The sequence below is a fragment of the Neobacillus ginsengisoli genome, from assembly GCF_030813055.1.
Map to the genome: position 1 here is coordinate 557,735 of NZ_JAUSTW010000001.1, position 13,496 is coordinate 571,230.

General features: G+C 35.1%; 12 protein-coding genes. 11 read left to right on the forward strand and 1 reads right to left on the reverse strand.

The features are described from left to right. The first annotated feature begins 68 nt into the window (after positions 1 to 68). From J2S10_RS02960 to J2S10_RS03005, 10 genes are all read left to right on the forward strand, one after another. A complete protein-coding gene (locus J2S10_RS02960) occupies positions 69 to 1,592 on the forward strand; it encodes a recombinase family protein (protein WP_307404222.1) in 1,524 nt (507 codons plus the stop codon). Between the two features lie 449 nt (positions 1,593 to 2,041). Next, on the forward strand, positions 2,042 to 3,154 hold the full coding sequence (locus J2S10_RS02965) for an ABC transporter substrate-binding protein (RefSeq protein ID WP_307404223.1): 1,113 nt from the start codon (positions 2,042 to 2,044) through the stop codon (positions 3,152 to 3,154). Beyond that, on the forward strand, positions 3,144 to 3,977 hold the full coding sequence (locus tag J2S10_RS02970) for an alkaline phosphatase family protein (protein ID WP_307404224.1): 834 nt from the start codon (positions 3,144 to 3,146) through the stop codon (positions 3,975 to 3,977). Before J2S10_RS02965 ends, J2S10_RS02970 begins: the two co-directional genes overlap by 11 nt. Before the next feature lie 130 nt (positions 3,978 to 4,107). Beyond that, positions 4,108 to 4,962, forward strand: coding sequence for an ABC transporter permease (locus J2S10_RS02975; RefSeq protein WP_307404225.1), 855 nt, complete (start codon positions 4,108 to 4,110; stop codon positions 4,960 to 4,962). After that, positions 4,959 to 5,831, forward strand: a complete 873-nt coding sequence (locus tag J2S10_RS02980; RefSeq protein WP_307404226.1) for an ABC transporter permease — start codon at positions 4,959 to 4,961, stop codon at positions 5,829 to 5,831. Before J2S10_RS02975 ends, J2S10_RS02980 begins: the two co-directional genes overlap by 4 nt. Then, positions 5,831 to 6,844 (forward strand): ABC transporter ATP-binding protein, encoded by a 1,014-nt coding sequence (locus tag J2S10_RS02985; RefSeq protein ID WP_307404227.1) that lies wholly within the window; start codon positions 5,831 to 5,833, stop codon positions 6,842 to 6,844. Before J2S10_RS02980 ends, J2S10_RS02985 begins: the two co-directional genes overlap by 1 nt. Before the next feature lie 23 nt (positions 6,845 to 6,867). Next, complete coding sequence (locus tag J2S10_RS02990) at positions 6,868 to 7,650, forward strand: DeoR/GlpR family DNA-binding transcription regulator (RefSeq protein WP_307404228.1); 783 nt, start codon at positions 6,868 to 6,870, stop codon at positions 7,648 to 7,650. Between the two features lie 25 nt (positions 7,651 to 7,675). Beyond that, positions 7,676 to 8,545 (forward strand): Cof-type HAD-IIB family hydrolase, encoded by an 870-nt coding sequence (locus J2S10_RS02995; RefSeq protein WP_307404229.1) that lies wholly within the window; start codon positions 7,676 to 7,678, stop codon positions 8,543 to 8,545. Positions 8,546 to 8,622: 77 nt separating this feature from the next. Beyond that, positions 8,623 to 8,958 (forward strand): DMT family transporter, encoded by a 336-nt coding sequence (locus J2S10_RS03000; RefSeq protein ID WP_307404230.1) that lies wholly within the window; start codon positions 8,623 to 8,625, stop codon positions 8,956 to 8,958. 24 nt (positions 8,959 to 8,982) lie between these two features. Then, entirely contained in the window at positions 8,983 to 9,303 is a 321-nt protein-coding gene (locus J2S10_RS03005; protein WP_307404231.1) for a DMT family transporter, read from the forward strand. Positions 9,304 to 9,977: 674 nt separating this feature from the next. On the opposite strand, the gene J2S10_RS03010 is transcribed toward J2S10_RS03005, so the two are convergent. After that, on the reverse strand, positions 9,978 to 10,559 hold the full coding sequence (locus J2S10_RS03010) for an RIO1 family regulatory kinase/ATPase domain-containing protein (protein WP_307404232.1): 582 nt from the start codon (positions 10,557 to 10,559) through the stop codon (positions 9,978 to 9,980). 983 nt (positions 10,560 to 11,542) lie between these two features. Between J2S10_RS03010 and J2S10_RS03015 the strand changes: the two genes are divergently transcribed. Then, positions 11,543 to 13,441: an HAD family hydrolase gene (locus tag J2S10_RS03015; protein ID WP_307404233.1), complete on the forward strand. Its 1,899-nt coding sequence runs from the start codon at positions 11,543 to 11,545 to the stop codon at positions 13,439 to 13,441. Positions 13,442 to 13,496 lie beyond the last annotated feature (55 nt).

Genomic DNA, 13,496 nt, shown 5'->3' on the forward strand with positions numbered 1-13,496 from the left:
AATTCAAGTATATTCTGCAACATCACAAAATAAGGAATATATATACTTTGTAATTAACAAAGGGGCTGGTGAAAATCGAAAAGAAAGTTTCAAAAGTTGCTGTCTATGTTCGGAAAAGTCGTGAGGAGGAGACGGAGGAAACTATGAACCGTCAACAAGCAGTCCTTATTGACCTCTGTGAGAAAAACAACTGGAGCTGGGAGCTTTTCAAAGAGGTTGGTTCCAGTCAAGACCTTGCGGAACGTGAGGAACTTCAAAAAATGCTTGAGAAAGTCAATCTATTTTATTTTGACGCTGTTGTTGTTGCTGACCTTGACCGACTTTCAAGGAATGTCATTCACTTTGGTCAAATAAAAATGCTCTTAGTTAATGCTGGAGTTCTCGTTGTTACTCCGTCAAAAACCTTTGACTTTTCAAACGAGTCTGACGACATGTTTTCAGACTTTATGTCCGTAATAGCAAAATCAGAATACCAACAAATAAAAAAGCGCCTTGTTCGAGGAACCAGGCAGTCAGCAAAACAAGGGAATTGGTTAGGAAAGAAAAATCCAGTTGGTTATAAGTATAACAAAGAGACAAAGAAACTCGAACCAAGTAAGGACGCTCCAGTCATAAAAAAAATGTTTAAGCTTTACCTTGAGGGATTGTCAATAAAGGACATTGCTTTCAAGTTTGATCATGAAAATGTTGTGACCACTATTGGTCTCATTTGGACTCCTGCTGGAGTTTCTCGACTCCTTAATAATCCGGTTTACGCTGGTCATTCACTCTATGGAAAAACTACTCAAAGAAAAGTTGAGGGAAAAAGAGTGACAAAGAAGACAAAAAAGGAGGAGCAAATTTTGGCTGAGAATACTCATGAAGCTCTTATATCTCAAGAGGACTGGGAACAAGTTCAAGCAATTAAAGAGAAAAGGAACTTCAGACCTCCCTCCTTGAAACTTGGTAAACATAAATTCTCTGGTCTCATTATTTGTGGCATTTGTGGAGGGGTTCATTCCTTTCAGACCTCAAGAGGAAATAAAAAAAGAATTTCAAGCTGTCAAACTCGTCAATATAACGGAGACATGACTCAATATTCAGTTTGTCCAAATAAAGGAGCGAACGTCTCCGAGTTTGAAAAGCTTTTTTATACTGAACTAGGTCAATATGCTGATAAGCTGGAGGAATATGTTAAGCTGATCAAAGGAGCTGACAAAGGAAAGATCGTGAACCGTGAGGGAGAAATTGACACCAAAAGGAAACAAATCCAAAAACTTGAGCAAAGCGTCAAGAGGGTTCAACATGGTTTTATAATGGAGGTATTCTCCGAGTCTGAAGCTCAACAGCAAATAAAACAGCTTAAAGACCAAATTCAAGGCCTAGAAGAGCAAATAGAACAGCTTCGGAACCAAGAGGAATCAAACCATCTAGACTTTGTGGAGATAACGTTGAACAAAATTAGAAAAGTCCTTACTGGAGGAGAGCAACTTTCTGAGGTTGAAGCAAATGACATTTTGAGAGACTACATTGAAGCAATTTTTTATACAAAGACTGGAAATAATATTGAAATTGAAATTGTATGGAAAGACATTGTTGGCCTCGTTGCATGAGGTCATTTTTTTTGTTTGCCACGGTCTTTCCCTCCCCTCTGGCGACCAATTTAAAACGTCCGGAAGACCACGTCAAAGCAATTCCTGATATCTGGAGTGAAGAACCTGTAGTTTTCATCTAAATCGGAAGAAAGCATAATTTGTTACCCAGTTAATTCTGAAATGACTACCTGAACAATGGAATAAAGGATGAATTTATGTACATAACCCAACCTCAAAAATATTTAACCTACTTGTTAAATTGCAGTGTTCAGAAAATTTGACTTTATGGACACTTTAAAAGGCTACATTTTTGACTAGCCTTTATTCATAATGGAAAAATTACTTCAAATAATTAAATAAGTTTCATATAAAGTTTTAACATTGCCTTAATATAGAGTTTACATTAAGGAATTACAATGAAATAGTAAACAATCAACAAAAAACAACATCAAAAGGAGAAATTATTAATGAATCGTAAATGGAGCAAGAAATCTATTAGATCTTTTCAAGCTGCAGTATTAGGTTTAAGTTTACTAGGTTTAGCAGGATGTGGAACAAAAGAAGGATCTACTGCTCCGGTCAAAAATGACCCAAATAAGTTAACCATCGGAGAAATTGAAACAAAAGCAAAGAAAGAAGGAGAAATTAATAGTGTTGGTATGCCTGATACATGGGCAAACTTGGGACAAACATGGAACGATATCAGCAAAAAATATAATTTAAAACATACTGATACAGATTTGTCAAGCGCTGAAGAGATTGCTAAGTTTGAATCCGAAAAGCAAAACGCAACAGCTGATATCGGTGACATGGGGATTTCTTTCGCTCCAATTGCTGTACAAAAAGGATTGGCCCTTCCATATAAAACATCTCATTGGGATGAAATACCTCAATGGGCGAAGGATGATAAAGGGAATTGGGTTGTTGGATACCAAGGAACGATTGCCTTTTTAACGAATAAAAATTTAGTAAAAAACCCCCCAAAATCCTGGGACGACATTTTAAAGGGAAATTACAAGGTAACAATTGGAGATGTGCAACGTGGTGCACAGAATCAGATGGGGGTACTTTCTGCTGCTATGGCTTACGGTGGTAGTGAAACAAATATTAAACCAGGGATTGACTTTTTTGCTAAGCTTGCCAAGCAAGGCCGTCTTAGTCTGACAGATGCAAAGCCGGCTAATATTGAAAAAGGCGAAGTAGAAGTTGCAATTGTATGGGATTTCAATGCACTAAGTTATGCTACTCAAATCAATCGTAACCAATTTGACGTATGCATTCCAAAAGAAGGTTCAGTAGTAAGTGGTTATACAACCATCATCAATAAATATGCAAAACATCCATATGCTGCGATGGCGGCTAGAGAATATATCCTAAGTGATCAAGGACAGATTAACTTGGCGAAAGGCTTTGCTCGTCCAATTCGTAATGTACAACTTCCAAATGAAGTTGCAGACAAACTGCTTCCAAAAGAGCAATACAAAAATGCAAGACCTGTTCAAGACCCTAAAGCTTGGGAAAAAACTGCTAGTACACTACCACAACTATGGCAGGATGAGGTGTTAGTAAATGTCAAATAAAGTTATAGCAATTGTTGTTGATGGCATGCGATACGATAAGGGGTGTGAAGCACTAGGATTTATTCAACACCTAGTTGAAACGAATCAGGCGGCACTTTATAAAGTAAAGTCGGAGCTTCCTAGTCTTTCCCGTCCGCTATATGAAGTGTTACTGACAGGTACGCCCGCATCAATGAATGGAATTACATCAAATCAAACAGTGCGTCTATCTACCGAGAAAAGCCTCTTTCATCTTACGAAAGAAAATGGCTTGAAAAATGCAACGGCATCTTATTACTGGGTAAGCGAGCTTTATAATCGTGCACCATTCCATTTTATTGAAGACCGTGAACAAGAAGATGAGTCTAAGCCAATTCAATACGGAAAGTTTTATTGGGATGATGACTATCCGGACAGTCATGTGTTGATGGATGCTGAGGCTTTGCGCAGAAAGTATGATCCGGACTTTCTATACATTCATCCTATGGGAGTGGATGTAAAAGGGGAAAATTACGGCTCGGAATCTAAAGAATATCGTGAGCAAATTTTAAAAATGGGCAGCTTGTTAGCACAGCTTCTACCTATTTGGATGAAAGCAGGTTACCATATTTTAATTACCTCTGACCATGGCATGAGTGAATACGGCAACCATGGTGGCATAACAAATGGTGAACGTGACGTACCACTTTTCATCATCAGCTCAAGAATTGAAACGGGATTTCACGAGGAAGTCGTTCCACAATTGGCTTTTGCACCGCTCGTTTGTGAACTCTTAGGTATTGAGCAAACCGAAAAAATGATTTCATATCGATTGCCTGGACTGAAAGAGACGGTCGCGCTTTAGAAATCGAGACTTTCGTGTTGGCTATATTTAAGTTGAAAAAGATAATTCCCCATATATAGTTTGAATCGATTTGGCTTTCGAGCTAAATCGATTCAAAAAATTGTAGTCACATATAGAGGAGCGAAAAATCTTGCACAAAATAAAAAAACAAAAACTGTATTTATTAGCTCTTTTACTGCCATTTATCATTTTGGTTATTGGCTTTGAAATTGGGCCGTTAGCTTCAATGATTAAAAATAGCTTTTATGCAGACGATGGAATCAAGATTTCATTGGATCAATACGTAACCATATTCAAAAGTAAATTTTACTTGCAAGCAATTCATAACAGCGTTCTTATTTCATTTTTTTCTGCAATAACTTCTATTATTGTGGCCGTTGTTGTCGCCTATTCGTTTACAAAATTCTCAAAGAAAGCACAAAACCGATTACTTATGATTGCCAATATGACTTCTAATTTTGAAGGGATTCCTCTTTCTTTTTCATATATTATTTTACTTGGAAACAATGGGCTATTTACTTTACTTTTTGCCAAGCTTGGATGGAATGTGTTTTCACACTTTAATTTATATTCTTGGACAGGATTAATTCTTGTTTATGTATACTTTCAAATTCCACTGGCTATTATGCTTCTTTATCCTTCTTTTCATGGGATTAAACGTCAATGGAAAGAAGCAGCTGCGTTATTAGGAGCTTCTAAACTGAAGTTTTGGCTTCATATTGGTCTACCAGTTCTGTTACCTAGTATTGCAGGTATATTCAGTATTTTGTTTGCGAATGCCATAGGTGCTTATGCTACAGCGTATGCCTTAGTCGGCAGCAACTATAATTTATTATCATTGCAAATTGCGGCTCTAGTTTCCAGTGATGTTACATTAAAACCACAGCTAGGTAGTGCATTGGGTGTACTTTTAGTTTCAACAATGATTCTAGCGATGTGGTTTAATCAACGAATGATGCGCCGTATTAGGAGGGATTTACAATGAAATCTTCATTGACTTTTCATAAAGCGGCGGTTGGATTACTCATCATTTACTTGTTGATTCCGCTATTGGGAACATTCCTATTTTCTATCTCAGATAAGTGGGACCATACTATTTTGCCAGAGTCTTTGACCATGAAATGGTACATTGCAATATTTCAAGATGAACGATTTTTCGCTGCTTTTCAACGAACCCTGTTTCTGATCGGGACGACTGTAGGACTAAGTATTCTGATCATGCTTCCAACCGTTTTTATTATAGCTGTCTATTTTCGTAAATTAGAAGGGATGCTTCAAGCTGTAGCCATGCTTCCTTATGGAATACCTCCAATCGTTGGGGCTGTTGGGTTAATCAAGTTATATTCGAATGGACCAATTCAAATTTCAGGCACACCGTGGATTTTGATTGGTGCTTATTTCGTGACTATTTTACCATTCATGTATCAGGGGATTAGCAATAGTCTTCGTACAATTAATGCAGTAGAACTTGTTGATGCAGCGGAGTTACTGGGGGCAACAAAATTCCAAGCTTTTCGAACAGTTGTGTTTCCTAATATTTTATCTGGCATTCTAGTATCAACTCTTTTATCCGTTGCTCTGTTGTTTAGTGAGTTTTCTTTTGCAAAGCTACTTGTTGGGGGGCAGTTTGAAACTCTTCAAATTTATCTCTCTGACAAACTTAATAGCAGTGGACACCTTTCAAGTGCAATTGTTATTTCGTATTATTTAGTCATTTTATTATTAACATGGGCAATTTTAAAAATTACGTATAGAAATCCTAAGCGTCCTATTCTGTTAAACAAGAAACGAAGACTTTCGTTTTTTAAGAAACCATATTCGGAAAAAATAACTTCTTTAGAGGGTGAAAACTAATGACCTATGTAACCATTGAACAAGTTACCAAGAGATATGATAAACAGGTCGTTTTAAATAATATTTCTTTAACACTAGAAAAAGGCGAATTTGCTACACTTCTTGGGCAAAGCGGATGTGGGAAAAGTACATTATTACGTTCAATTGCCGGACTTGAAGAAGTTGATGTAGGAAATATCTTTGTAGATCAAAAAAACATTACTCACTTATCACCGCGGCACCGTGATGTTGGTATGGTGTTTCAGGCTTATGCTCTTTTCCCGAATATGACTGTTTTTGATAACATCGCATATGGACTTAAAATGAAAAAAGAGAGAAATATTAAATCAAAAGTTCAAAACATGATTGATATGGTTGATTTAACAGGTAAGGAAGAATCTTATCCTCATCAATTATCTGGGGGACAACAACAAAGGGTTGCTCTTGCACGAGCCCTTGTAATGGAACCGAAAGTGTTACTTTTGGATGAGCCATTAAGCGCATTGGATGCAAAAATCAGAAAAAATTTACAAAAGGAATTAAAAAGAATACAGAGAGAATTAGAGATCACAACTATCTTTGTTACACATGATCAAGAAGAAGCTATGACTCTGTCTGATAAAATTTTTATTATGAATGAAGGAAACATTGTGCAATCCGGATCTCCTTCAGACATTTATGTTTCTCCAGTCAATACATTTGTTGCAAATTTTATTGGAAACTATAATGTTATAGATATGGATGTTTTTTATAAACTTGTTCGCAGTACAGAATTGAAAGGTCACGAAGTGGCCATTCGTCCAGAAGTTTTACAATTGGTACCTGTAGGTAGCGGTACCCTTGCTCAACAAGATAATTGGACAGCCAAAGGTTATATTAAAGATATTTCAATGACAGGGAATATTTTAAGATACGAAGTTGAAACAGATGGTTCTATTTTCCACGTGGATTCTCTGCACCATCAAAGGGAAATGCTGCAAAGAGGCACATCTGTTTATATCCTTATACCGAAGAAAGAATGCATTGCTTTATAAATTATAAATCATAAGGTGATAAAATGTTCATTTTGCCAGAAGAAAGAAAGAATGAAATTTTAAATGAACTTAAAAGGACGGGGAAGGTAAAAGTCCCTGACTTAGCTAAAAAATTTAATATTTCAGAGGAAACCATTCGTCGCGATTTGACGATACTCGAGGAGAAGGGAGCCTTGAAAAAAGTTTACGGTGGAGCGATTGCAACAAGCTTTAAATCTGGGGAGCCTCCGTTTTCACAGCGTACTACGGTGAATCAAGCAGAGAAAATCAAAATTGGTAAAAAAGCAGCAGAACTCATTTCCGATGGCGATGTGATTGTGATAGATGTAGGTACGACCACTGTTGAGTTTGCTCATTTTATCCAAAACAGAAAGAACATTACAATTCTAACAAACTCTATTCCCGTCTCAACCGTATTAACGGAATCCCTCAATCAAAATAAATTTACAGGGGAGATTTTATTGTTGGGGGGACAAATTGATCCTAAACAACTATCTGTAAGTGGTCGTCTAACCGAACAATTGTTGAATCAATTCAACATTGATAAGGCATTCATTTCAGCAGGTGGTGTTTCTATCCAAAACGGAGTAAGCAATTATCATTTAAACGAAACATTAGTTTCCCGAATCATGGTCGAAGTGTCAAAACAAATTATTCTATTAACTGATCATTCAAAATTCGGTGTTGATACATTCTGTAAGGTTTGTCCCTTAGAAAAAGTCGATATGATTGTCAGTGATCAACCATTTCCAGAATCATGGAAGAATGTTTTGGAATTAAACGAAACCAAATGGATTGAAGCATAGTAATTTATAAAAGGAGACAAACAACATGAGTTTAATTGCAATAGACCTAGATGGAACACTATTAAACCATCACAATGAAATTAGCGAAGAAAATATAAGAGCTATTCAATATGCCCAAGAAATGGGCATTGAGATAGCCATTTCGACAGGCCGTGCATATTTTGATGTTAAAAAAATTTGTGAAAAGGCCGGACTTTCTACATTTGTAATCGGCACAAACGGTGCAACCATTCATTCAAAAGATAACAAGCGGATTTCTGCTACTACTCTAGATAAAAGACATGTCCTATCCATTCTTCAATGGCTAGACGAACGTGATTATTACTATGAAGTATTTACAGATAAAGCAATTTATGCTCTTAAAAAGAGAAGGGAAAATTTCCATAACGAGATTCAACGTCTGAAAAGCACAAATTTAGAAGCGGATATGAAAGAATTAGTAGAGATAGCGGAAAGACAATTTGATCAGTTTGGGTATGTTTTAGTTGAAAACTACCATGATATCCTAAAACAAGAGGAAGACTTTTATAATATTTTAGCATGTTCTTTTGATAAAAAGAAATTGAAAGAAGGATGGGAACAATTTATTGAGTTTGATGAGTTACTGGTTGTTTCATCTGCAGATCATAACATTGAAATTACTAATAAAAACGCTTCAAAAGGAATTGCTCTTGAAAAATTAGCTTCGTTGACGAACAGTTCCTTGAATCGTTCAATGGCAATCGGTGACAGCAACAATGATCTATCTATGTTGAAGAGAGTTGGATATGGTGTTGCAATGGGAAATGCGAAGGATGAGATAAAAGAAGTTTGTACGGCAACAACACTTAAGAACGATGAGAATGGTGTAGCCCATGCCATCTACCGATACCTTGAGAATCTCGTGGTTCAATAATAATGTAAATAACCTGCTATAATAGTAGGTTATTATTTTTAAACGCCGATATTGCTACCGAAGGAGAGAACCTTTAAATGGCATGGATTTACATTATAATTGCAGGTTTTTTAGAAATAGTTTGGGTTATAGGTCTTAAATATTCACACGGATTTACGGAATTAATACCGAGTATACTAACTGTGGGAATTATTATTTTCAGCTTTTTTTTATTATCAAAAGCTTTACATTCCATTCCAATAGGAACAGGATATGCAATTTTTACGGGTTTGGGTACTGTAGGAACTGTTGCTATTGGCGTGATTTTTTGGGGAGAGCCCATCAATTTACTAAAAGTTTTTTTTATTATTTTAATGATTATTGGAATAATTGGACTTAAAATCATTCCAATAGATAGCCAAAACCCTAAATGATTTTTACAAGGAGGTGAATATATAATGTCTTGGTTTTTTCTTCTTATCGCAGGTTTTGCTGAGATTGGTAGTGTCATAAGCCTTAAGTATGCTAATGGATTTAAAAAATTGAAACCCTCAATAGCCTGTCTTCTTTTTGGTAGTTTCAGCTTTTATTTTCTTTCTCTTTCAATAAATGTTCTTCCTATCGGGCCTGCTTACGCGATATGGACAGGCATTGGTTCAGTAGGAAGTGTTTTAGTAGGAATGATTTTCTTTAATGAATCAAAAGATACAAAACGAATATTTCTAATCATTTGCATTCTAATAGGAACTGTTGGTATTAAAGTAACATCTGGACTTTAAGATCTAGGACAAGTGTACATAAGTTTCTGACTTTTTAAATAGAAGTCGAATTAAAGTATGAAACAGCAAACTGGAACTTGGTTAAACCCATCTAACCGTAGGCGGGGGCCTAGGTGGTATTAAACTGAGGGAGTTCAATAAGTTTACTTTTTAGATCTAGTTAACAACTCTTACTAAGGATGAATTAAAATCATTTGTACCAAAAAAAGAGTAAACCTATTGGTCTGTTCTTCTTCAGTAAATTTATAGATTTAAACGGAAGTAATTAATTTTTGTTTCATTGCTTTTCTCTTAGTAAAATAACGAGCAGTACCATTACAGCGAGCACCACAACTAAGAAACCACCTGTAAATACCAACATTTTTTTTAAAAGGAAGAAAAGGTGAAGTGCATAGGGGAGCCCGAATCCCTGACCTATACTGAAAGACTTCTCCGTAGACTCCTTTGACAATCCGCAGGACAAGATGTTGGATTATTTATCACAACTACATTTTTCACAGCTTTCATATCAATAATTATTGATTTAAATCATCAAATAACAACTTCTTCCTTACTCTTATCCCATTAGAAGTCCTTGATATAGTATTCATTAAATTAAGATACCTCAATCTGCAGTAAATATTGATAGCTAAATGATTTTTAACACTTAAGTAAGTTAGGTTAATGCAGAGTGATTAATTTTTGCTTTTGTCCATCCATTTATTCCATTCCCAATATAATTCTGGATCCATTTCCTTCAGCTGATTCAGGAACGTGTCCAATAAGTTTAATTTGGTGAGAGAACGAAAGAAAAGAAAGGGCCACGGATGTTGTTTTTCCAATGAATTCACATGGTCTACAACTTTGATCTCCCCATCATCGGTTACGATCAAATGGCGAATACTGGCATCGATACGGGTAAAACCGATTCTTTTCATTTCCTTGAATATAAATATTAGTTGTTTGGCGATTGGTTCAGGTATGCTGTGTAGTGACTCAAGATAATCCTTCAAAGGTTGTCCCTTGATGAATTCCATTACAATATAGTTCTCCCCCACTTCAAAAACCTTGGGAACAATAGAGGAATCCTTTCCTGCGTTTAGTGCCTCGATCTCTCTCAGACAGTGTCTTTCTCGAGCATACATCTTTAAACATCGGTCTTCGGAAAGCCTGAAAACAGCTCCCTGCACTCCTTGGCCGATCAATTCGTAGTGGGTCGGATTATTTATTTTCAGCCCTTTTTGTTTTTCTATCGTAATTTTGTGAAAATCGTCCACTTTTTTCACTCCTTTTTTACTAGAATATTGTACGAGATATTCTACGTCACGGCATTTGCCTTTTGGTCTCAATCAAATCTTTAGAATTAGTGAGCGGACATTAAACTTAAAGAACAACGGAAAAAAAATATCAAGGATCGAAATTATTAAATTACAATTATTGCGTGAAAAAAGTACTCCTCCTCAATGTATTTTGAGGAAAGGGTACTTTTTTCGGTCGAATCATTAGAGAAGCAATCTTAGGTAGGTGTTAACGGTGGTTCCAAATCAACAGTCTATGAATTTCAGACCTAATATTGCGATTTAATGGAAAAATGCTTTTTTGAAAGCAAAATAAGATTGGCTGCTGACGAAAATCAAGTCTATTAGTCGAAGAGGGCATCCTTAATGTTAGGGGGGCTCCCTTTCTATGGTACAAAAATACTATAAAAATCAGTGAATTACACTTAACTTATTTTATACGTCATTCTCATTGAAAAAAGATTGCAGCAATAACAAGGACTTTTTCTCTACTCTATACAAAGCCAGATTATGTAAGTTCAATGTTATAAGATGGTATAATGCCTGATTGGCCTCACCTCAATTGAACAAGCTGAATAAGATAATGCAGAAAGTATCTTAGCTGGATTCAAAATACGTATATGTTTGGCTACTTTCTCAAATCACCTTAAATGTCCCATAGGATCCCGCAGGTAGGGATATACCTGCTCGAGTAAGTTTTCTGGTGGATAACCTTGATCTTCCTAAGTATTCATACCTTAATGTAAATGTTAAGGTAATTCATTAACTGATATAAGTCATAAAAAAAGCCTGCTAGGAATCCAATCATAAAAATTGCTGCTGCTCATAACTGAAAATATAGTGAAACAATTTTTTATTGTTTCACTTCGAAGAAATAATAAAAATTGATCTAAACCCTAATGTAAGTGTTTTATATGAAAAAATAAATATTTGTGTAAAAGAAATAGGAGGAATATCTATCAATGAATTACCCCTTAAATTCAACGGAGTTGCCAAAGTTGCCATATTTGGATGGATCGGAGTCGAAAGTATTAAACCGACCTACAGTAGTTGATTTTGCTAGGAATATGTTAGAATACGATGTCATTTCGTTTGATGTTTTTGACACTTTGATATTAAGGCCGTTTGCCCAACCTCATCATCTATTCATGATATTAGGAGAAAAACTTAACTGTGTAAATTTTATGTCTATACGAATGGAAGCGGAATTGGAAGCGCGTAATCAAGCAGAAGTAAAGAAAGGGAATAGGGAAGTAAATATATATGATATATATGAACTTGTTGAGTTAAAAACAGGAATTGATAAACAATATGGAGTGCAGTTAGAGTTTCAAACAGAATTAGAGTTTTGTTTTGCTAATCCATATATGAAAGATGTTTTTGAAATACTTAAGTCGAAAAATAAGAAAATAATCGCTATTTCAGATATGTATTTAACAAAGTCAATGATTGTGCAATTGTTGGAAAACTCAGGTTTTAGTGAATTTTTTGACGTTTTTGTTTCAAGTGAGAACAATTGTAGTAAACGAGATAAACAATTATTCAAAATAGCTCTACAAAAAATAGGCAAGGATATAAGGATGCTACACGTCGGGGGAAATTATGATTCAGATATAATAAGTGCTCAAAAATTGGGAATAGCGACAAGATATTACAATAATGTTCATGAGACAGGAAATCATTACCGCGCTGACGGTTTGTCCGAACTAATTGGTTCCACATATAGTGGGATCATTAATACTCATTTGCATAATGGTAAAAAGCAATATACACCTCATTATGAATATGGTTTTATTTATGGTGGTTTGTATATATTGGGCTACTGCAAATGGATTTATGATTATGCAAAACAGAATAATATAGATAAAGTTTTGTTTCTCTCAAGAGATGGGGATATTTATCGCAAAGTATTTAATCTTCTGTTCACTGATATGAATAATGAATATGTTTACTGGTCTCGAATTGCCAATATGAAATATACAATAGAAAAAAATCGTTATGATTTTTTGCAACGAATGGTGAAACACAAAGCAAAAGGTGTATTGGGAATTACAATAAAGGGGCTATTAGAATCTTTAGAATTAGGTGAATTGATTGATTTGTTAACTCAATATGAACTAAAAGAAGACGATTTGATTCATAAAGGAAATGTAAAATTAATTCAAACATTTTTTGTGAAAAATTGGGAAACTGTTGTAAAAAAACTATCTGAAGATATTGCCATTGTTAAAGAATATTTTACAAATATAGTTCAAGGAAGTAAAAAAGTTGCTGTAGTTGATGTTGGTTGGGTTGGGTCTGGAGGGTCAGGGATAAAATATTTGATTGAACAAAAATGGAAATTGAATTGTGAAGTTCACAATTTAGTAGCTGGTTGTAGACATACGAACCACACAGGTAATCTTAGCCAGATTATGAAAAAAGATATAGGAGTTTATATTTTTTCTAGAATGTATAACAGAAATTTATACGATACGCACTCAAGTACTAAACATAATAATATATTTTTTGAGTTATTTACTCAGGCTTGCAATCCTTCATTCTCTGGCTTTAAGAAAACTGAAGAAGGGTTTAAATTAATATTTGATGTACCAGAAGTTGAAAACTATAAAATTTATGAGCAAATTCATAATGGTATTTTTGATTTTGTCAAGTTATATAAGGAGAGGTTTTCAAATTATGAGTATCTATTTAATATAGCAGGTTACGATGCGTACCTACCATTTAGAATGATCATAAGAGATCTTCGATTTATAAGGAAATATTTTGGTGATTTGAGTTTTTCCAGAGGAGTGATTGCAGATACAGAAAATCAATCTTTTGAAACATTGAATGAAATAATGGATAAGGCTGGACTATAAAACGACAAAATTAGTAGATGTATGCTTATTTACAATTTAGATTGGGAGTGAACAT